This is a genomic window from Pseudomonas sp. PGPR40 (assembly GCF_022014505.1).
Lineage (GTDB): Bacteria > Pseudomonadota > Gammaproteobacteria > Pseudomonadales > Pseudomonadaceae > Aquipseudomonas.
The window spans coordinates 64,958-83,660 of record NZ_JAKLSP010000002.1 but is presented as its reverse complement, the minus strand read 5'-3'; the positions used below and the strand labels follow the sequence as shown (position 1 = coordinate 83,660).

The 18,703-nt window shown below is 56.5% G+C and carries 21 protein-coding genes and 2 pseudogenes; 8 read left to right on the top strand and 15 right to left on the bottom strand.

All coding sequences use genetic code 11. The features are described from left to right. The first annotated feature begins 7 nt into the window (after window positions 1-7). The 3 genes from MEB48_RS02280 (at window position 8) to MEB48_RS02270 (ending at window position 2,020) form a co-directional block, all read left to right on the top strand. Window positions 8-943 carry a diguanylate cyclase gene (locus MEB48_RS02280; RefSeq protein ID WP_330932683.1) on the top strand — a complete coding sequence of 312 codons (936 nt, stop codon included), beginning with the start codon at window positions 8-10 and terminating at the stop codon, window positions 941-943. A gap of 266 nt (window positions 944-1,209) precedes the next feature. After that, complete coding sequence (locus tag MEB48_RS02275) at window positions 1,210-1,497, top strand: transposase (RefSeq protein ID WP_237881475.1); 288 nt, start codon at window positions 1,210-1,212, stop codon at window positions 1,495-1,497. Between the two features lie 85 nt (window positions 1,498-1,582). Then, the gene (locus MEB48_RS02270; protein ID WP_237881473.1) at window positions 1,583-2,020 is read left to right on the top strand and encodes a YybH family protein; all 438 of its coding nucleotides are present in this window, start codon (window positions 1,583-1,585) and stop codon (window positions 2,018-2,020) included. Between the two features lie 5 nt (window positions 2,021-2,025). On the opposite strand, the pseudogene MEB48_RS02265 reads toward MEB48_RS02270, so the two are convergent. Further along, window positions 2,026-2,456 (bottom strand): annotated as a pseudogene (locus tag MEB48_RS02265) (hypothetical protein). 68 nt (window positions 2,457-2,524) lie between these two features. Continuing rightward, window positions 2,525-3,391 carry a patatin-like phospholipase family protein gene (locus MEB48_RS02260; RefSeq protein WP_237881471.1) on the bottom strand — a complete coding sequence of 289 codons (867 nt, stop codon included), beginning with the start codon at window positions 3,389-3,391 and terminating at the stop codon, window positions 2,525-2,527. Between the two features lie 404 nt (window positions 3,392-3,795). Between MEB48_RS02260 and MEB48_RS02255 the strand changes: the two genes are divergently transcribed. Then, window positions 3,796-4,011: a hypothetical protein gene (locus MEB48_RS02255; RefSeq protein ID WP_008001700.1), complete on the top strand. Its 216-nt coding sequence runs from the start codon at window positions 3,796-3,798 to the stop codon at window positions 4,009-4,011. A gap of 130 nt (window positions 4,012-4,141) precedes the next feature. Here the strand turns inward: MEB48_RS02255 and MEB48_RS02250 are convergent, their stop codons facing one another. The 9 genes and pseudogenes from MEB48_RS02250 to MEB48_RS02210 form a co-directional block, all read right to left on the bottom strand. Then, complete coding sequence (locus MEB48_RS02250; RefSeq protein WP_095053983.1) at window positions 4,142-4,321, bottom strand: hypothetical protein; 180 nt, start codon at window positions 4,319-4,321, stop codon at window positions 4,142-4,144. Between the two features lie 194 nt (window positions 4,322-4,515). Then, window positions 4,516-4,905 (bottom strand): annotated as a pseudogene (locus MEB48_RS02245) (LysE family translocator); the annotation flags it as partial. Window positions 4,906-4,991: 86 nt separating this feature from the next. Beyond that, window positions 4,992-5,939, bottom strand: a complete 948-nt coding sequence (lhpI, locus tag MEB48_RS02240; protein ID WP_237881469.1) for a bifunctional Delta(1)-pyrroline-2-carboxylate/Delta(1)-piperideine-2-carboxylate reductase — start codon at window positions 5,937-5,939, stop codon at window positions 4,992-4,994. 138 nt (window positions 5,940-6,077) lie between these two features. After that, window positions 6,078-6,866, bottom strand: coding sequence for an amino acid ABC transporter ATP-binding protein (locus MEB48_RS02235; RefSeq protein WP_269137364.1), 789 nt, complete (start codon window positions 6,864-6,866; stop codon window positions 6,078-6,080). 17 nt (window positions 6,867-6,883) lie between these two features. After that, window positions 6,884-8,125, bottom strand: coding sequence for an NAD(P)/FAD-dependent oxidoreductase (locus MEB48_RS02230; RefSeq protein WP_237881467.1), 1,242 nt, complete (start codon window positions 8,123-8,125; stop codon window positions 6,884-6,886). Window positions 8,126-8,173: 48 nt separating this feature from the next. After that, window positions 8,174-8,884, bottom strand: a complete 711-nt coding sequence (locus MEB48_RS02225) for an ABC transporter permease (protein WP_237881465.1) — start codon at window positions 8,882-8,884, stop codon at window positions 8,174-8,176. Continuing rightward, complete coding sequence (locus tag MEB48_RS02220; RefSeq protein ID WP_237881463.1) at window positions 8,881-9,600, bottom strand: ABC transporter permease; 720 nt, start codon at window positions 9,598-9,600, stop codon at window positions 8,881-8,883. The genes MEB48_RS02225 and MEB48_RS02220 overlap by 4 nt, the downstream gene beginning before the upstream one ends. Before the next feature lie 112 nt (window positions 9,601-9,712). Beyond that, window positions 9,713-10,468: a transporter substrate-binding domain-containing protein gene (locus tag MEB48_RS02215; protein WP_237881461.1), complete on the bottom strand. Its 756-nt coding sequence runs from the start codon at window positions 10,466-10,468 to the stop codon at window positions 9,713-9,715. Between the two features lie 13 nt (window positions 10,469-10,481). Further along, complete coding sequence (locus tag MEB48_RS02210; RefSeq protein WP_237881459.1) at window positions 10,482-11,357, bottom strand: MurR/RpiR family transcriptional regulator; 876 nt, start codon at window positions 11,355-11,357, stop codon at window positions 10,482-10,484. A gap of 705 nt (window positions 11,358-12,062) precedes the next feature. Here MEB48_RS02210 and MEB48_RS02205 point away from each other — a divergent pair. After that, complete coding sequence (locus MEB48_RS02205) at window positions 12,063-12,338, top strand: hypothetical protein (RefSeq protein ID WP_237881457.1); 276 nt, start codon at window positions 12,063-12,065, stop codon at window positions 12,336-12,338. Window positions 12,339-12,434: 96 nt separating this feature from the next. Then, window positions 12,435-12,950 (top strand): helix-turn-helix transcriptional regulator, encoded by a 516-nt coding sequence (locus MEB48_RS02200; RefSeq protein WP_237881455.1) that lies wholly within the window; start codon window positions 12,435-12,437, stop codon window positions 12,948-12,950. 129 nt (window positions 12,951-13,079) lie between these two features. On the opposite strand, the gene MEB48_RS02195 is transcribed toward MEB48_RS02200, so the two are convergent. Beyond that, window positions 13,080-13,889: an NYN domain-containing protein gene (locus MEB48_RS02195; protein ID WP_237881453.1), complete on the bottom strand. Its 810-nt coding sequence runs from the start codon at window positions 13,887-13,889 to the stop codon at window positions 13,080-13,082. A 290-nt stretch (window positions 13,890-14,179) separates the two neighbouring features. Between MEB48_RS02195 and MEB48_RS02190 the strand changes: the two genes are divergently transcribed. Beyond that, entirely contained in the window at window positions 14,180-14,395 is a 216-nt protein-coding gene (locus MEB48_RS02190) for a hypothetical protein (RefSeq protein WP_237881451.1), read from the top strand. A gap of 179 nt (window positions 14,396-14,574) precedes the next feature. Here MEB48_RS02190 and MEB48_RS02185 read toward each other — a convergent pair whose 3' ends face one another. From MEB48_RS02185 to MEB48_RS02175, 3 genes are all read right to left on the bottom strand, one after another. Then, on the bottom strand, window positions 14,575-15,009 hold the full coding sequence (locus MEB48_RS02185; protein ID WP_237881449.1) for a hypothetical protein: 435 nt from the start codon (window positions 15,007-15,009) through the stop codon (window positions 14,575-14,577). A 179-nt stretch (window positions 15,010-15,188) separates the two neighbouring features. After that, window positions 15,189-16,379, bottom strand: a complete 1,191-nt coding sequence (locus MEB48_RS02180; protein ID WP_237881447.1) for an MFS transporter — start codon at window positions 16,377-16,379, stop codon at window positions 15,189-15,191. Then, window positions 16,376-17,569, bottom strand: coding sequence for a serine hydrolase domain-containing protein (locus MEB48_RS02175; protein ID WP_237881445.1), 1,194 nt, complete (start codon window positions 17,567-17,569; stop codon window positions 16,376-16,378). Before MEB48_RS02175 ends, MEB48_RS02180 begins: the two co-directional genes overlap by 4 nt. A gap of 114 nt (window positions 17,570-17,683) precedes the next feature. Between MEB48_RS02175 and MEB48_RS02170 the strand changes: the two genes are divergently transcribed. Beyond that, a complete protein-coding gene (locus tag MEB48_RS02170) occupies window positions 17,684-18,601 on the top strand; it encodes a LysR family transcriptional regulator (RefSeq protein ID WP_237881443.1) in 918 nt (305 codons plus the stop codon). Window positions 18,602-18,703: the final 102 nt, after the last annotated feature.

Here is an 18,703-nt window from a genome sequence, read left to right as displayed (position 1 = left end):
ACAATCAATGGAAACCTGGCTACCGCATTCTTTTATCCGTCCCAAACTCCTTATTGTCGACGACCAACCGACTAACATCCGGGTACTTCATGAGCTCTTTCGTGAGGACTGTGATGTGTTCATGGCCACCAGCGGTGAGCAGGCAATCAGTGTTTGCCAAGCCCAACTACCCGATCTGATTTTGCTGGACGTGGTCATGGAAGGCATGGACGGGCATGAAGTATGCCGTCGACTCAAGGTTGACCCTGCGACCCAAGGCATCCCCATCATCTTCATCACCGCGCAGCAGCAGGAGTCAGATGAGGTGTTAGGTCTGGAACTTGGCGCGGTGGACTTCATCAGCAAACCCATCAATCCCACCATTGTCAGAGCACGTGTGCGAACACATCTGACCCTGAAATTACAGAGCGATCTGCTTCGTTCCATGGCGTTGATGGATGGTCTTACTGGAGTGGCCAATCGACGCAAATTCGATGAGGACATATTGGTGGACTGGCGTCAGTGCTTTCGAGAGCAAAAGCCGATATCGCTTATTTTGGTGGATGTCGACTATTTCAAACGCTACAACGACCGATACGGGCACCAGGCTGGAGATGGCTGTTTGAAATCCGTTGCCCGAGTGCTATCTGAAGCGGTTAGACGGCCTTACGACCTGGTCGCCCGGTATGGTGGCGAAGAGTTCGCTTGCGTTCTGCCCAATACAGCTCTTTCTGGAGCAGTCGACATCGCAGAAAAAATGCAAGAGCGTGTCCAAGCACTGGGCATCGAACATTCGGCTTCTGATGTTGATCGAGTGATGACTATTTCTCTAGGTGTCGCAACATTGACGCCCACCGGCGAACTAGGATTCGAGGCTTTGATAGAAGCTGCGGACAAGCAACTCTACGAAGCGAAGAACGCGGGCAGGGCGCGGGTATGTTCACCTGCAATGTCGTCCAGTTAAGAGATTTTTGCTGCTGACTACTTTTTTGGTTGGAGCCTACTAGCTACAGCAACGCGCTGAGGCCGCGCCTAAGCAACGCGAAACTCAATGGCTAATCGCCATGCCTGCTTAGCACAAACCGGCGAGCAGGGTAAACCATAACGTCGCGGTGTTTGGCTTCACTGTAACCGTCCGGCCAAGTCATCTACCCAGCCCCGCAAAACCAAGACATGGTGTGCACTTAAATTTAAGTGGGCACCAATTCTAGCCTTTTAAGCGGGTATTTCATGCAGCCACAACGCCGTTCCTACTCTAAGTCCTTCAAGGCCCAGGTCATTCAAGAGTGTGCCCAGCCCAGTGCTTCGATTGCCAGCATCGCCCTCAGCCATAGCCTCAACGCTAACCTCGTCCACAAATGGATTCGGGTGCAAACGCAGAAAAGCACAGCGCTGCAACCTGCATTTATTCCGTTACCCGATCACTGGCGACCGGCGATTGGCTTTATGCGGCAGATTGATGCCATGAACAGTTACCGTTTCCGTTGCGCAAATTCAATTATTACCACCTTCATCTAGGTGGTGGGACTGCGCACGATATGCCGACCCCCGCCTCAGAAGCGGGGGGCACTTCTGCTTCTTAGGCTCAATCAGGAACACAGGAATGGATGCACTTACCCGAACTCTCAAAGAGACAATCGAGGCCGCTGATCGAGCCATCACAGCCGAAGACTTCGACGAACTGATGAAGTTTTATGCGGATGACGCAAGTCTCGTGGTCAAACCAGGATTGACAGTCGCAGGCAAAGACAGCATCCGCCGAGCTTTTGTCGCCATTGCGGAGCATTTCAATAACAGCATCATTGTCACACAGGGGGAGATGCAGGTTATACAAGGAGGTGATGTAGCTCTCGTTATCATGGAGACCCTGCTACAGGCCACGGATAAGGCCGGTGTGAAAACTGAGATTTCGCGCAGGGCCACCTACGTGTTTCGACAGATCTCGGAAAAGTGGCTTTGCGTAGTGGACAACTCCTATGGGACGACGCTACTGGATAGCGTTTCCTCCGTGGAAGTGGTCAGCGTTCTTGAGTCCGCGTGACCCAACTAATAACTAGACTGCGATAGCAGCCAGGCGTCTACCTTTGCCTGCTTACTCAGCACACAAAGCTTTAGCCTCCCAACGTCTAGCAGGTCGAGCAACCGTTGCAGTACTGGGACTCGCTTAGTGCCCACCTGATGATCATGTCCGCTGCGGCCCGGTAGTGATCTGCCATGAACAGAGGCCCCTCTGAAGCCCATCCGCGTCGAGCGAGCAGGTCAGTGACATCGAAGATCCCCGTTGCACCAAAAAATCTGGTATCCGGGTAATGGATACCTGCCAACGAGACCTTGGCAATGCCTGATTCTCGATCAAAGTACGACAGGAAATGCCATCCACCCGTAGTGCCTCCAGTGGCTGGGAAATTGATTGCGGCTTTCCCGGTGATGTAGTGCTCACGGGACACTCGGCATAGGTCAACATCGAAGTGAGGCATGCTCGACCTCTCCTGGTGCTCTCGCAACATTACAGGGCCTCTTTTATAGGTAATTCAATTCACATCATTCAATGCTCATGAGCATGTGAGTGGATGGTCAGGGCACCCGGTACCTTGGTGCGTTCGAGCCCCCCACGCTCCAGCCACCGGAGGGTCTGCGTATAGGCGCGCTGCAGCAAAGACTCGGTCTGGTCAAAGTTGAACACCGAGACATCCACCGGGCACAAGGGCGGGACGATGTGCAGGCTGGTGAGAGTGCGGAAGTGTTCGATGTCACTCACCAACTGGCGCATGCTCATCAGGTTGACGGTATGTAGGGCTAAGGCGATCAAGCCTCGGGGCGGTTGTGGTAGGGCGCAACTCACTCCTGTAGGAACCACCACTACGTTGGTGGCGCCCAAGGCTACGGCAGTTGAAATAGGTGTATTGCTTGCCACGCCACCGTCAATCAGGAACTGATCGGCAATTTGAACGCAGGGGAATACCAGCGGGATGGCAGCGCTGGCCAGTAACGCCTGCCCGAGTTCGCCACTGGACAGAACGGTCTCGGCACCGCTGAGCAGGTCGGTGGTGACGATGTGCAGGGGTAATACCGCATCCTCAATGCGGTGGATGGGTAGTGCCTGTCCCAGCAATCGGTTCAAGGCCGCCGGCTGCAACAGAAAGCCACGCCGATTGATCAGTCCTCTACAGGTATCGAGCCAGGACAGGGGAAAAATGTCCGTTTTACTCAGGCCGCGCCAGAAACCGGCAAGTGCCTCGACGCCTTCGGCATCGGGTCTTGCGGCGAAATAGGCACCATTGATGGCGCCCACCGAAGCGCCCACCACCATGTCGAATCGAATGTTGGCCTCGACCAAGGCCCGCAACATGCCCACTTGGACAGCACCCAAGCTGCCGCCGCCAGCGAATACGATTGCGGTTTTGGTAGCCATGGTCGAAGTCTCTGTGCAGAAATGTATCGAATCAGTGTAGCTGGCGGGTCGGCGTTACTTCCGGGTGCTCGCCAGATGATCGAGACGTCGCAAGCTTGGAGTTCCGGACGATGCTGAATCCCAATGGAAACGGGATCAATGCGTAACGGAGCGCGGTTCTACTGCGAGACTACGTCCATAGGAATGAACGTCTATGACAACGAAGAGAAACTACGTCTCAAGAACACCTATCAGGCTCAATAGGAAGCCGAGGTTGAGAGTCAGAGACTTAACCTGGAGCGCCTACGTATTTTGGAACGGGAAACCAGCCGGAGCCGGTGATTCAAAACCAGTTCATGCAGCTGAAATACTGACGAAACATTCTGGCCATATGATTCGCGTCACTGACATCCAGGGAGTTGGAGATGAATCGACCATCAAGAAGCATGCGTAAACTGCTCGACGCCGTTGCCACCAACAATGAGGCAGCGGCGCTTGATGTGATGCGTGCTGCTGAGCAGCTCCAAGATGAGGTGTTGCGCCAACGATTGCTGAACTTGATTCATCGGCTCAACCAAGACGCCAATGACTTGCGAATGGCGCGGGACGATATCCAAGGCGGAGCCATCAAGCTCGCGTGACCCGCATCCACCACTTAAAGCCAGTCCGCCTAAGCCACACTTTGGGTGGCGCGATGAACAGCTTTACTTCAATCCCGGCAGCGCTGAGCCCTCCATGACTTATAGCCAAAGCGGCTGCTAGGCAGAACGCTTACATTTGCTCGGAATCTGTTGTTCCTTGAGCGAATGAACTGGATGCGGCTTCAATCCGTTCCTGCAACTGAGTCACGTAGGTCTTCGCTTCCTCCAGGTTCTGGAACGACACTGCATTGTTGTCGAGCCAGACCGTGCATCCACTGCCTTCCTCATGCGCTTCAATTCTGACGTTCATCTGCAATTCCTATGCGTTTTGGTGCGGCGGATCGTAGCGTACTTTTCAGATGTATAAAAATGAAACAAAGGCTCTAGATCAATGCTTTGGCGAAGTATCCGGTTCAGGCTGCTTTGAAGAAATGTAGGAATACTGCCTCGGCAGGTATCACCCCAATCACTGATGGAAATGTGAAAGCAGGGGAGATGCCGTTCTCAGCGCTTGCTGAAAGCCAGCCGAGTGGCAAACAGAACAAAGACCATACCGGTGGTGCGATCCATCCACTTGGTCACATTTTCACGCCGCAAAATGCCAGCCAGTGGTTGAGTGGCGCCAATCAACATTGACGACCACAGTAAACCGAGCGCCACGTGGATGCTGACCAAGCCAAATGTCCAGGCAATCAAGGAGTGCCCTTGGGGAATGAACTGAGGGAGAAAAGAGACGTAGAAAATGCCAACCTTGGGATTAAGGACGTTCCCCATCATTCCCTTCAGAAACCAGTTTGCATTTGGCTTTCCGTCGGTTCCAGCGGGCGACAGTGAGGTAGGTGGACGCAAAAGCATATTCAAACCAAGCCAGGCTAGGTAAGCGGCGCCACAGTAGAATCGCTTCTGGGCCATCGCTAGCGTGGATAGTTACGCTAGCGATGGGCCAGTGCTATTTATAATTCAAAGCTTCCGAAATTGGGTTATTGGCTGGCAAGGGCGTGGAGCGCGACCCGCGAAGCGGCCAGGTCCCAAGCCGCGGTACCAACGCTTTTAAATACAACGGGCCGCGACGAATCGATTGGGCCGCGAATGGCTGCGGCCAGCGATCTGACTTGAGACCAATCCACACCTGCCCGCAACAGGTCGCCTGCTTCGTGCTGCGCACCCGCAATATCGTCAGCATAGAGAACGCTACCGTCTAGAGTGACTTTGCCGAGCTCCGCCATCTCTGGCTTGAAAGCACCTACACCAATAATCAATCGACCAGGTTTGGCTAGCTCGTTGTAGACCGGCTCTGTACTGGTGGTTACGGTGATTACCACATCCACGTCGGGAACGCTGTCGCCGCACGGTTGCAAATGCTCATGCAGGACTCGATTTTTATTGCAGAAATCTGCCGTCGCTTGCGCATCAATCCCTCGAACCCACAGCATGCACTGTGGGTAAAGGGCATTGATAGCTTGTACGTGGTAGCGTGCTTGTGCGCCGGTCCCGAACAGTAAGATCTGTTTGGGCTCATGCTTCAACAGCGTCCGAATCGCCAGGAGGGTAACTGCCGCAGTGCGACGCCCTGTGACCTCTGGGCCGTCGAGCAAGCACTTTATTTGTCCGGTTACGGCATCACATACAGTTACCGTGCCGTTGATCGTGGGCAGCTGACGCTGCACATTCCCCGGCTGGACGTTAACCAGTTTGTGGATACCGATGTCCTGGGCGGTGGCGGGCATGCTCAGCAAAACACCACCATCACCCAAGGGTACAACCAAGCGCTCAGGGCTCAGAATTGAACCAGCTTCCAGCTCGGTTGCGGCTTGGGCAATAGCGTCAACGAGTTTCTTGAAATCTAGTAGGGCCGCTGTCTGCGCTTGATCACAGACGGTAATCGAAAGGTTTTTCGGGGCGGCATTATTCGCCAGCATATTAGTCATTGAATATTCCTTTTGCTGAGATCATTAGTGGCGGATGTCGGAAGGAAACTGCTGGGCACGTAAGTACATTGATAAAGGGCCTACGCCTGGCGGATGGACGGCACAGCCATCGCAGGCAAGCCGTGCGCTTATGTGGTCTCAGTGTAAAATTTGCGCAAGAAAGGCCTTGGCCCGCGCGCTGTTCGGGGCGCTGAAGAAGTCCTGAGGTGGTGCGTCCTCAATGATCTGGCCGCCGTCTAGAAACAGCACGCGCTCGGCCACTTGCCGGGCAAAGCCCATTTCGTGGGTCACGCAAAGCATGGTCATACCGCTGCCGGCCAGATTAACCATCACATCCAACACTTCGCTTACCATCTCCGGGTCGAGCGCCGAGGTGGGTTCGTCGAACAGCATGATTTTGGGTTCCATGCATAACGCCCGGGCGATGGCCACGCGCTGTTGCTGGCCCCCCGAGAGCTGGCTTGGGTACTTGCTGGCTTGGCTGGCGATACCGACTTTTTGCAGGAAGTGCTGGGCCAGTTCCTCGGCCTTCTTGCGGCTCATGCCGCGCACCGAAATCGGGGCCAGGGTGCAGTTATCGAGCACGCTCATGTGCGGGAACAGATTGAAATGCTGGAACACCATGCCAATTTCACTGCGGACCTTCGCGGCTTCGCGATTGGTCTGGGCCAAGTCAGTGTCGTTGACCAGAATGCGGCCTTTTTCGGCGATTTCCAGGCGATTGATGCAGCGGATCAAGGTCGATTTTCCAGAGCCGGAAGGCCCGCAAAGCACGATGCGCTCGCCTTCGCGTACTTTCAGATCGATATTGTGCAGCACATGGAAGGCGCCATAGAACTTATTCAGGCCGGCGATATCAACCACTACCTTACGGGTGTCCGGGCTTGCGGCGAGCGGAGTGTCTACACGGGCAGAGAGGGCATGCATGGTCTTGTCTCCGGCAATCAGTGAAAGCGCTCGGCGCTGTACGGGGCAGGGTTGGTAAAGGGGGTGGCACCGGTCATCAATTCGGCCAGCAGACGGCCGCAGACCGGGCCGAGGGTCAGGCCATGGTGGGCATGCCCGAAGTTGAACCACAAACCTTTGTGTCGTAGCGCCGGGCCGATCACCGGGCACATGTCCGGCAAGCATGGACGGCGTCCCAGCCAAGGCTCGGCATCCAAGCGTTCGCCCAGCGGGTAGAAGGCGCGGGCCAGCTCTTCGCAGCGACGTAACTGGATTTCGTTGACCGGGTCCTGGCTGTCGGCGAACTCGATCCCGGTGGTCAGGCGAATGCCGCCGACCATCGGTGCCAGGACATAACCGCCCACCGGGTCAAGCAGCGGTTGTTGCAAGTGCGTGCCAGGCAGGGCGGCATAGTGCATGTGATAACCGCGCTTGATCGCCAGTGGAATGTCATACCCTAGTGGCTCGAAAATGCCCCGGGCTTGCGGGCCGAGGGCGACCACGGCTTCGTCTGCAATCACCAGGCCCTGTTCGCTCTGCACTTCCCATTTACCCACACGCTGACGCAAGGATAGGGCATCACCAAGGACGAACACGCCACCGCGTTTGACGAACAGTTCGGCATAACCGCGTGTCAGGCCGCCGGGGTCGCTAACAGTCTTGGGGTCCAGCCAGTGAATGCCGCCGACCACGCAGCTGTGCAAGCCTGGTTGACGGGCATGCATCTGGTCGCGGTCGAGCACTTCGAAATTCAGGTCATAGTTCATGAGTGCAGCAGCGTCGCGTTGGGCCTTGGCAAACACCGGTGGAGAACTGTAGGCCTCGACCCAGCCGTTGGCCTGGATCAAGTGATCCATGCCGGCCGGTGCAGAGAGCAGGTCGTGTTCGCTGACGCAGTGCTCCACCAATGGCAGCATGGCCCGGGTTGCGGCGGCCAAGCCCTTGGTCCCGGAGTGCCGCCAGTACTGCAGCAGCCATGGACTGGCTTTGGGCAGGTACTTCAGGCTGTAGCGCACGTCCGGCTGCTGGTTGCCCGCGTAGCGCAACAGGCGCGACAACTGGCGCGGGAACGCGTAGGGAATTACGCTGGCGCGCTCGATCAGCCCGGCATTGCCGTGGCTGGTGCCGTTACCAGGCTGCTGGCGGTCGATGAGCACGACCTTACGGCCACGGGCCTGTAACTGGAGTGCGGTACTGACGCCGACAATCCCTGCGCCCAGAACGATGGTTTCGCAATGCATGGTCTATCCCTGATGCAGGGGCGCGCACGGCAGCCCGAGAAAAGTTGATTACTGCAGGTGACGGCCGAGGCGGCCCTCGAGCGCTTTCAGACTGCGCCGCACGACTTCCACAATCAGCAGATAGAGCACGGCGGCCCAGAGGTAGATCTGGAAGTCGAAACTGCGTGAGAAGGCCAGCTTGGTCACCCCCATCAAGTCGTAGATGGTCACCAGCGAGGCAATGGCGCTGGCCTTGATCATCAGAATCAGTTCATTGCCCAGCGGGCCAATGGCGACCAGCAGTGATTGCGGCAGAATGACTTTGCGAAAGGTGGTCCAGCGCGACAGGCTGAGGGCTTTCGAGGCCTCGCGCTGGCCTTGGGTCACGGCCAGGATGCTGCCGCGCAAAATCTCGGCCTGATAGGCCGCGGTGTTCAGGGTAAAGGCCAGCAGTGTGCAGAACCAGGCGTCGCGGAAGAACCACCACAAACCTACGTCCTGCCAGAAGCCTTTGAACGAACCCAGGCCGTAATAGAGCATGAACAGCTGTGCCAACAGCGGCGAACCGCGGAAGAAATACACATAGACGCCGGTAAAACGGCTGATAAAGCGGTTACTCGACAACCGGCCCAGGGCGATTAGCAGACCGAGCAGGGCGCCAAGGGTGAAGGAAATGGCCACCAGCTTGGCAGTCACCAACAAACCTTCGATGAATCGGGGACCGTAACGCTCCAACAAGTCAGGGCTGAGAAACAGATTTTGCAATTCATCGAAGCTCATGGGCGAACGCTCCGTTGATGGCGGCTGAAATACTGCTCCAGGAACTGGAACAGGCGGCCGGAAATGGCGGAGAAAAACAGGTAGCCAAAACAGGCCACGGTGTAGAACAGCATCGGTTCCTTGGTGACGCTGACCGCCAGGTTGGTCTGGCGCATCAGATCGACAAGGGAGATGGTCGACACCAGCGAGGTGTCCTTGAGCAGTGACAGCCAGTTATTGGACAGGCCTGGCAAAGCAATGCGTACCAATTGCGGCAATACCACCTTGGTAAAGGTTGTACGTCGGGATAGGCCAAGGGCAGCTGCAGCTTCGAACTGGCCCTTGGCGACGGTTTTGAAGGCGCCCAGCCAGATTTGGCTGGAAAATGCGGCGAATACCAGACTGAAGGCGATTATCGCGGCAACGAAGGGGTTGATCGCGACTTCGGCCTCGTAGCCCATCGCGGCCAACAGTTTCTGCGCACCGATCTGACAGCCGTAATAGATAATCAGCAGGGTCAGCAGCTCGGGCAATCCGCGGAACACGGTGGCAAACACCGTGCTCATGGAGCGCAACCAACGACGTCGGGAACGGGCGGCCAAGGCCAGGCCCAGGCCCAGCGGCAGGCCAATCGGCAGGCAGCTCAGGGCCAAGGCAATGGTCACCAGAGCGCCGGCCAGCAAGGCCGAACCCCAGCCGCCGCTGGCGAAGGATAGCAATGACAGGTTTTCGAACATGCTCGAACCCTCTCGGTAAATTAAGCTCGCACGCTCTCGCCGCATCCGGATGCGGATGCGGTGCAGCATGTCGGCAAGTAACGACCCTCAGGCGTGCCTGAGGGCTCGGGGATCAATAGATATCGAAGGCAAAGTAGCGACTGGAGATCTTTTTATAGGTGCCGTCGGCAATGATCTCATCCAGCGCCTTGTTGAAGCGCTCGCGCAGGACATCGTCACCCTTGCGCACGGCGATCGAGGCATCGGCGGTGGTGCCGTTGACGTCGCCGATGATCTTGCAGCAGTCCTTACCAGCGCTGTCGACCCAGGCCAGCAGCGGGAATTTGTCGGCAATCACCCCGTCGATCCGGCCAGTCGCCAGATCGCTGTTGGCTTCATCAAGGGTGGGATAGAGCTTCACGTCGGCACCGGCTGGGCCGTAATGATCTTCGGCATAGATGGCCTGGGTCGAGGATGACTGGGCACCGACCGTACGGCCCTTGAAGTTGGTCTGGGCGTCGGTGATGTTCGAGTCCTTGGATACCGCCACGGACAGGGGGGTACGGTAGTAGTGCCGGGTGAAATCGATTTTCTGCTTGCGCTCATCGGTGGCGATCATCGAAGCCACGACCGCATCGTATTTCTTCGCCATTAGCGCCGGGATAATCCCTTCCCAGTCCTGGGCGACGATGCTGCATTGTACGTTCATGCGTTCGCATAGCGCGTTGGCGATATCCACATCGAAACCGTGCAGTTTGTTGTCCGAGTCAACGTAGTTGAACGGCGGGTAAGCGCCTTCGGTAGCAATCTTCAGTACTTCAGCCTGCGCGCTGGTGGCCCCGGCCAGGACCATTGCGCATGCACCGGCAAAGCGAATGACGTGTTTCATCCAGCACCTCGTTTTATTGTTTTAAATTTGGTGACGATGTGTATCCAACGAACTCATTGTGTAAGGCAGCGATGGTTTCAAGACGCTTTTCGACCTCGGGACCCAGCTGTTTGCAGACGTCGTTGACCAGCAGGTGGACCAGCGACTGCATCGCCGCTGTCGATTCCCAGAACAGGTTGAACTCGGTGGGCACACGGAACACTTCATCGGCGTTCTGTTCGGCCCAGTCGCAAAAGGTGTCGGTGATCAGTGTCACAGGGATTCCGGCATCGCGGGCCTTGCGGCACAGGGTCAGGGCGTGGCGGGAATAGCGGCGGGCTTCGAACACCACCAACGCACTGTCTTCGGGGACACTGAGCAATACGTCGGCGTAATGCCCGGCGGCACCGTCGACCCAGTGTGTGTCATCGCGCAGGTACTGCAACAGATGCACCATTGATGCTGCGATGCCACGCTCTGTCTGGAACCCGGCGACGAATACCTTGCGCCGGGTGGCCAGGCGCTGGCTGACGTTCTGCCAGGTCGGGGTGAGGCTATATTCGTAAACCTTAACCAGGGCCGCGACTTCCAACTCGAAACTGCGCGGTAGGCCTTGCGGGCCTTGGCTGGCTTGATGGCGAAACTCCTGCAAGCGATCGCCCACCAACCATGGGCCATCGCCCAGGTCGACCTTGAGGTCGTTTTTCAGGTCTTTGAAGTGGCTATATCCGAGGGAGCGACAGAAGCGCCCCACACTGGATTCACTGACGTTCAATTTCGCGGCAATATCAGCGGCGGTCTGGAATGGCAGTTCATAGAGATTGGCCAGCATATAGTTAGCAATCGCCCGGCCAGAGGCCGCGGCGGTTGAAAGACTGCTTTCAAGGCGTTGTTTGATGGGCTGGCTCAAGGCTGCATCCTGTTGTTTTCAGCGCTTACGAAAGAAAATGCGTGTTTTCTGGCATAAAGTCAATACATGACAGATAGCTGTCACCGCCGATGATCGTCACGCTGGTACGCAGCATCATCACGTTCCGAATATTAATGGGTGAAAACACCTCTTTTGCACGCTGCTACGTGAAATTGCTTCTGCGCAAAACACAGATTTCAATCTCAACCGCGTACTTTTCTGCCGTGGAAACCGAAGCCGACTTTTTCAACGGAATAGGCCGAAAGCTGTGGGTCGCGATCGGCAGAAATCGTCCACTGAGTTCAACTCCTGACCGTTGGCGGAGCTATCAAAGCCGGCCAAAATTGATACCTATAGGCAGTCGCCGATACAGCTACCCGGGCGGTGCATGGAGAGAGGTCAGGCGAAGCTGTCCCGCTACGCGGTGGGGCTATTCGCAGATTTTGTTAGTGGGCACTTTATGGACGTCGATGCGATCGTCCAGCATTACGATTCACTTCAAGTGGAGAATCAGCTGCCACAGAGGAAGTAGTAATCCAAGCTGTTTTTCGCGTTCCCCTGAAGTTGCTTGGGACGTGTCAGAATGGATCCAATGGTGTGATATTTCATGGGATGCCGCCTGCAAATGCTTGCTCAGAGGCTCCTTTTTTGACAGAGTTGTCACTTGACAACTAGTAGGCACCTTTCCATACTGGGGATGGGTTGATGGGGCGAACCAAGCACCCGAAGAAAGAAATTGAAGAAGCCCTGAAACACGCCGAATCTCAGGGTTGGATGATCAAGGAGGGTGGCTCTCACGCTTGGGGTAAGATCTATTGCCCGTTCAACGACAACGAATGCCGTTGCGGTGAATTCTGCATCACCTCGGTGTGGAGCACACCCAAAAGCCCAACCAACCATGCTTCCCAGCTTTGCCGAGTCGTTGATAACTGCGCCCGGCAACGAGAAAAACTCGAAGCTGACAAAGAGCAAGCCCAGTAAACCAGCAAGTCGAGTAATCCCGAAAGTTCAGTAAGCCAAGCCGGATCTCTTGCAAAAGTAAGTCGAGGGATCCCAGCAAGAGACGGAGTAATAGAGATGGAATTTACCTTCACTCTCAAGTACCAGCTACCAACCAACGACACCGACACTGATGGGCTAATTGAGAGATTGGCAGAAGAGGGTTGTGACGATGCATTGGTGGGCGTAGGCCAGCCTGGACGCCTCGGTCTCGAATTTGTACGCGAATCTGCTACCGCGAGAGAAGCAGTGGAAAGCGCTCTGGCAGATGTACGTCGTGCGGTGCCCGAAGCTAGGTTAATTGAAGCGACACCCGATCTTGTAGGCCTTACCGATGTGGCTGAAGTGATGGGCGTTACTCGACAAAACATGCGCAAGCTGGTGATTAACTATCCAAGCTTCCCGGCTCCAGTGCATGAAGGTAGCTCCGCCATTTGGCATCTAGCCGAGGTGCTTGGCTGGATGGAGGGTAGAGGAACCTACCAAGTGCCCCGCGTTACCTTGGATGTGGCTCGGGTAGCTATGCATGTGAACATCAAGAAAGAAAATGATCGCGTGGCGAATGATCCTTCCATTCATGCCATGGGTTACTGAGTCGTTTGCCGAGCGATTTTTGCCAATCCATTGAATGAGCTCAGGAGTGGGCGAAGTTCCGCCCTGGGGTCGGGTAAACAGTTATCCGCCAAGCGTCCGGTAGACCGCACCGATTGAACGGGCCAGATGCTACGAGCTTGGCTGACGATGCCGCGCATAGAGTATCGCGCCACCCACTCCCGACGTTCCTCTCGTCTGCAGTTCAAACGTATCCGGATACCGCTTGATCAACTCACTGAGCTTTTTATAACCATGGGTGCGAGGGTCGAATTCAGGCCTCAATTTGCTGATGTTGGTGCCCAGTGCCCCCAAGTGAGCCCAGCCGTCCTCGTCGGCGATGTCATCCAAGATCTTTGCGATGAAACTTACTGGTGCCTTGGGTAGCTTTTTTACTTCGGGCGTACTGGCGACTTTGACGGCCTCGATTGCGGCGGGTGGCTCGGGTTCGGGTCGATCATGTCCATTGCTCGTTGCAACAAGTACTTCACTGCGCAGCAATTCGGTATAGATGAATTTGTCGCAGGCCGACACGAATGGTCTTGGGGTTTTTTCTTCACCAAATCCGTAGACGGTCAAACCTTCTTCTCGTAGCCGCGAAGCGAGGCGGGTGAAGTCACTGTCGCTCGAAACAAGGCAGAAACCGTCGAAGCGTCGGGTGTACAGCAGATCCATTGCGTCGATGATCAAGGCACTGTCTGTTGCGTTCTTACCTTTGGTGTATGCGAACTGTTGGATAGGTTGAATTGAATAGTCGAGTAGCACCTTTTTCCATCCACCCAGCTGAGGGCCAGTCCAGTCGCCATAGATCCGCTTGACGTTGGCGACGCCGTACTTGGCGATTTCTTCGAATAAACCTTCGACAATTGCTGCGGGGGCATTGTCGGCGTCGATTAATACTGCCAAGTGTTTTTGCATGGGCGTGGCTGCGTGGATGGCCATGGGTCGTCCTTGAGTTGAGGACTTCAACATACCGTTAAATCACGGATGAACAAAGTGACCACCGCTTCGCGCTAGAGCCCGTCTTTTGCCAACGGCTACGGGTTGCGGTGATGTGCAAAGCGGCACCGGTTAGCCAGTGACTTTCAATAGACCGAAAGAGCCGAGGAGGCAGAGGTAGCTTAGGGTAGAAAGTAGCCGGTGACAGCTTCACCAGTTGACCATACTCCAATCAACCTATTATTTGGGGGCACTGTCGCTGCTATGCTTGGGCTTTCTCGAAAGGAATCGACATGCCAAGCGATTATTCACTGTCGGATGTACTGGAAAGGCTGTTCGAAAACCAGCAGGCCCTGGAGGCGGCCATTATGGAGTTAACCCTGCTGATTGAGAAACAAGGAGCCCAGAAAGTGGGCGGAAATGTCCGTGGCGCACTGTCGATCATGGGTGAAAATGCCGGTCATATCAAACAAGGCCTGGCTCGATTGAAGAAATTGGATATCGGTTAACTGACCGCACAGTAAGGTCCGTCAACGATCATGTCGAGGTGAATTCGGTTAGCCAGTCCGGTTCACCTAACAGACAGCTATCGACCCATTGCAGACATTCATAACGATTAAGCTCACAGGTGAACAAAAGCGCAGCTATTGCGAATCCGATGAGGATGCGAACGGCCTTGAACCGTTTGTTAGGTTGCGATTCGTTTGAAGCCACGCCAGCCCAAATAGATGAGGGGCAACCAAAGCAGGACACCAAAGCTCAGGAGCAACAGGAACGGACGCGGTTCAAATTCAGAAGCGGCATACACCGCAAACATTGGTACAAACACGACCTGATAGGGAAGATTAAGTACAACTTTTGCGAGCGGCCAAGCAAAAAAATCTCGGCATTCCACGTAGGGCAGCAAAGCGTCTGTTCGATAGCACCCATGCTTAAAACGGCCCACTTCCTCGAAGGTTGGCAGCAGCACAAGGACCACAAAGGCGCCGACAAGAGTTGCCAGATATGCAAGGCACGCGATAAGAAGGATCTGGTGCAATCGCAATCTGACGGGAGTCACGTCCTGACCCATTGGTCCAGAGATTTCTCGTCCTTGCCGATCGGGAGAATCTTTATCTGACATGACCTTCTCCTTAGAATATTTGCCTTACTCCGCGGCGTGGGCACATCGCTCCTACAGCGCTATGTGTCTGGCCAGTGTCCGCTTCTGACCCGATAGCTGCCTGCCATGCCGGTCCATTTCCGTCCAAAAGCTTTGGGATGCGCTGTTAACGTGGTTCGCCGCTGCCTGCCTCAGCACATTCAAATTGCATCGGATTTCATCCCCTGCACGACGGGAAACCCGCGCAGCTTGGCTGACCACGTCACCATCAGCGTGGCCACCAACAGCGCCAGTAGTGCAGGAGGGAATGCTACTACGCCGAGTCGGTCGAGTAGTAGGCCTCCCACAATGCCCCCGCCAGCAATTGCGGTGTTCCAAGCAGTCACGAGCATGGATTGTGCGACATCTGACGCATCGCCAGCAGTTTGGGCCAAAGCCGTTTGAAACAACGTTGCGGCGCCGCCAAAGGCTAATCCCCACGCGCCAATCGCTACGAAAACGGCAACGGGTTCGGTGGCTGCTATACCCAGCACCATCGCTGAAATCCCAAACAATGCGGTACTCGCGAGGGTCAGCGCGCGCAAGTACTGGTCGATTAACACCCCGACGATCCAGATGCCCAGCAGCGATGTGATTCCGAAGACCAGCAGTACTACATCCGTCTGCGCCCCTAGGCCGGCCACTTGCAGAAACGGGGCGATGTAAGTGTAGAGAATGTTGTGCGCAAGGACGAACGCCAGTACCACGAAGAGCACGGGGCGAATGCCCGGCAGTGTGAATACATGGCGCAGCGACAGACGTTTTTCTTCAGCCTTTCCGGTGAAGTCCGGCACGTTGAAGCGCACCCATGCCATCAGCAGCACGGCCAGCAGGCTCATGATGCCGAAGCACATGCGCCATCCCAGGACGTTGCCCAGAAAGGTTCCGGCCGGGATGCCCAACGAGAGCGCCAGGGGTGTGCCCACCATCGCAATCGCGATGGCGCGGCCTTTGCGGTGTTCGGGCACCAGGCGCGCGGCATAGCCGGCCAATAACGCCCACAACAGCCCCGCCGCAACGCCGGCCAGAAAGCGCGCCGCGATCGTCAACGTGAAGCTGGTCGAAAACGTCGTGACCGTGTTAGCAATGGCAAAGCCGGCGATGGCAGCGAGTACCAAGGGACGGCGACGAAATCCTTGTGTGGCCGCCGTTAACGGCATGGCAGCCATTAGCGATCCAATGGCATAGGCGGTGACGGTTTGCCCGACCCACGCCTCGGAGACGGCCAGTCCCTGTGCCATCTGCGGCAGCAGACCAGCCGGCAGTGCCTCGGTAAGGATGGTGATGAAGGCGGCCATTGCCAGCGCCAACAAGGGTGCATAAGGCATGCGATCCTGCACTTGCGAGTTCATTGTCCTAGCTCCGCGATGCCGTATACCGCGTCCCGCAGGTCGGTTACGAACTGTCCCGACATGCCCTCGTACAACGTGTTGGTGAAGGCGACGACACTCAGCTTCTGCTGTCGATCCACGCACCACGAATGGCCATAGGCGCCACCCCAACGCCAGGTGCCTGGCGACTCGGGGGTGACCGCCAAGGCCGGATCGTGCAGTACCGAGAACCCCAGACCAAAGCCGAACCCCGGTGCAGCGGGCAGTTCCCGGCCGCCGGTTTGATCGCGGGCCATCTCCTCGACGAGTGCCGTGGGCAGCAGCTCACCGCCGCCGCGACGTAATGTTTCAAGGAGGCGCAGGAAGTCCTCGGCTGTTCCGGCCATGCCGGCACCACCCGACGCAAACGTCTGCGGGTTGAAGATACGGGCGGGGCTGAACGGGATGCCGATCGCCCCCTCGAACGGCGAAACGATTTCGCCTTCGGCCAGCGCATGGGGCTCGGGAGTCGCACTGACGTAGGCAGTAGCCACGCGCGATGGTTCAAACGCGGCAAAGCCGGTATCGGTCATATGCAGCGGATCAGTCACGAGCTGGCGCACCGCATCAGCCAGTTGCTCGCCCATTACCCGCTGAATCACCGCCCCCAGTACATCGGTTGCCAGCGAATAGCCCCAAGCCGTGCCGGGCTCGTACAGCAGCGGCACGCTGGCGATGCGACTCAGGTTCTCGGTGAGGCTGACGGTGGACGCATCCATGCCGTCCGAGACACCGGCCTGTGCATAGGGGCCGTGAGCATCGACTTCCAAAAAACGATAGCCAAGCCCAGCCGTATGACTAAGCAAATGCCGCACCGTGATGAGGGCAGCACGTCCATCAGCCAACTGTGGCCGAAACTCGGGCAACCACCGCTCAACGCTGTCATCCAGACCGAGACGGCCTTGCGCTACCAACACCAGGGCCGCCGTCGAGACAATGGGCTTGCTGACCGATGCCAAGCGAAACACCGTCTTTACGCTCATCGGCAACCGCTTCTCGCGGTCGGCCCAGCCGGCCGCTTGGCGATGGACCAACTCGCCATCGCGGGCCACCAGTATTACCGCGCCAACCAGGCGCTGCTGCTCCAGCGCCTGCCGGACCGTTGCTTCAATGCGCGCGGACAACTGACGTGTAAGTGTGTCCTTGGATAAAGCGACTTCGGGGAGGGTCATGTGGAGTTCCTTATGAGAGTGGAAGCCCCGCCACGATAGAAAGTCTAGGATTAAAGAAAAACTGGGGTAGAGTTCCATTTTATGCGGAGCAGAATGTCCGTAATGGAGAGCAGCATGGACAGCTTGAACGGCTTTGTGGTGTTTGTGCAGGTCGCTGAAAATCGCAGTTTCGTTGCGGCCGGCCGAGTGCTGGGGGTGTCGGCGTCGGCCATCGGCAAGAGTGTGGCGCGGCTTGAAGAGAAGCTCGGTGTTCGCCTGTTTCACCGCAGCACGCGCAGCGTCACGCCGACTGCCGAAGGCATGCTGTTTCTGGAGCGCAGCCGTCGGATTCTGGCAGAAATCGAGGCGGCTCAACTGGAACTGTCGCAAGCCAGCGTCGCTCCACGTGGACGCTTGAGGGTTAGCCTGCCCTTGGTCAGTTCGCTGGTACATCCGGTGCTCGGCGACTTTATGCGTGAGTATCCGGCCATTGAATTGGACCTAGACTTCAGCGACCGCCTGGTCGATGTGATCGAGGAAGGTTTCGACGTCGTGGTCAGAACCGGCGCGCCTACGGATTCGCGTTTATCGGCGCGTAAGCTCGGTTCATTCCGTTCGTTGCTGGTCGCCTCGCCGGACTACCTGGCAGCGCGTGGTACGCCAAAAGTACCAACCGATCTGCTGCAACACAGCTGCCTGCACTACCGTTTCCCCAATAGCGGCAAGCTGGAAACCTGGGCCTTGTGTCGTGCTGCTCAGGAGCCCGAGTTAGCCTTGCCCATTTCGATGATCTGCAACACCATCGAAACCCGTTTGTGCTTTGCCTTGCGGGGACTGGGTATCGCCTACCTGCCGGAGTTCTCAGTCAGGCAGGCGCTCGCCGAGGGGAAGCTGTGGACCGTTTTGCCAGAGCACACAGAGCGCAATGGCGAGTTTCATTTGCTCTGGCCTGCCAGTAAACACCCTTCTCCCAAGGTGCGGGTATTCGTTGACTTCCTCTGTGCCCAGGTATTTCCGGGGAGAAAGGGGACGGATGTATGTTCACTACTCTAAACGTCCGCTATTGATCAACAACAGCTAAGGATCGGAAGTAGCCCTTCGCAACAGGTAGCAATTGGGCCATTAGCTGCCGTTCGTGGCGGACCGCTATCGACC

What these genes read in the sequence shown, in the direction of transcription:
- MEB48_RS02280 (WP_330932683.1), top strand. Translation starts at nt 8, where the DNA reads ATGGAAACCTGGCTACCGCATTCTTTTATCCGTCCCAAACTCCTTATT.
- MEB48_RS02275 (WP_237881475.1), top strand. Translation starts at nt 1,210, where the DNA reads ATGCAGCCACAACGCCGTTCCTACTCTAAGTCCTTCAAGGCCCAGGTC.
- MEB48_RS02270 (WP_237881473.1), top strand. Translation starts at nt 1,583, where the DNA reads ATGGATGCACTTACCCGAACTCTCAAAGAGACAATCGAGGCCGCTGAT.
- MEB48_RS02260 (WP_237881471.1), bottom strand. Translation starts at nt 3,391, where the DNA reads ATGGCTACCAAAACCGCAATCGTATTCGCTGGCGGCGGCAGCTTGGGT.
- MEB48_RS02255 (WP_008001700.1), top strand. Translation starts at nt 3,796, where the DNA reads ATGAATCGACCATCAAGAAGCATGCGTAAACTGCTCGACGCCGTTGCC.
- MEB48_RS02250 (WP_095053983.1), bottom strand. Translation starts at nt 4,321, where the DNA reads ATGAACGTCAGAATTGAAGCGCATGAGGAAGGCAGTGGATGCACGGTC.
- lhpI (WP_237881469.1), bottom strand. Translation starts at nt 5,939, where the DNA reads ATGACTAATATGCTGGCGAATAATGCCGCCCCGAAAAACCTTTCGATT.
- MEB48_RS02235 (WP_269137364.1), bottom strand. Translation starts at nt 6,866, where the DNA reads ATGCATGCCCTCTCTGCCCGTGTAGACACTCCGCTCGCCGCAAGCCCG.
- MEB48_RS02230 (WP_237881467.1), bottom strand. Translation starts at nt 8,125, where the DNA reads ATGCATTGCGAAACCATCGTTCTGGGCGCAGGGATTGTCGGCGTCAGT.
- MEB48_RS02225 (WP_237881465.1), bottom strand. Translation starts at nt 8,884, where the DNA reads ATGAGCTTCGATGAATTGCAAAATCTGTTTCTCAGCCCTGACTTGTTG.
- MEB48_RS02220 (WP_237881463.1), bottom strand. Translation starts at nt 9,600, where the DNA reads ATGTTCGAAAACCTGTCATTGCTATCCTTCGCCAGCGGCGGCTGGGGT.
- MEB48_RS02215 (WP_237881461.1), bottom strand. Translation starts at nt 10,468, where the DNA reads ATGAAACACGTCATTCGCTTTGCCGGTGCATGCGCAATGGTCCTGGCC.
- MEB48_RS02205 (WP_237881457.1), top strand. Translation starts at nt 12,063, where the DNA reads ATGGGGCGAACCAAGCACCCGAAGAAAGAAATTGAAGAAGCCCTGAAA.
- MEB48_RS02200 (WP_237881455.1), top strand. Translation starts at nt 12,435, where the DNA reads ATGGAATTTACCTTCACTCTCAAGTACCAGCTACCAACCAACGACACC.
- MEB48_RS02195 (WP_237881453.1), bottom strand. Translation starts at nt 13,889, where the DNA reads ATGGCCATCCACGCAGCCACGCCCATGCAAAAACACTTGGCAGTATTA.
- MEB48_RS02190 (WP_237881451.1), top strand. Translation starts at nt 14,180, where the DNA reads ATGCCAAGCGATTATTCACTGTCGGATGTACTGGAAAGGCTGTTCGAA.
- MEB48_RS02185 (WP_237881449.1), bottom strand. Translation starts at nt 15,009, where the DNA reads ATGTCAGATAAAGATTCTCCCGATCGGCAAGGACGAGAAATCTCTGGA.
- MEB48_RS02180 (WP_237881447.1), bottom strand. Translation starts at nt 16,379, where the DNA reads ATGAACTCGCAAGTGCAGGATCGCATGCCTTATGCACCCTTGTTGGCG.
- MEB48_RS02175 (WP_237881445.1), bottom strand. Translation starts at nt 17,569, where the DNA reads ATGACCCTCCCCGAAGTCGCTTTATCCAAGGACACACTTACACGTCAG.
- MEB48_RS02170 (WP_237881443.1), top strand. Translation starts at nt 17,684, where the DNA reads ATGGACAGCTTGAACGGCTTTGTGGTGTTTGTGCAGGTCGCTGAAAAT.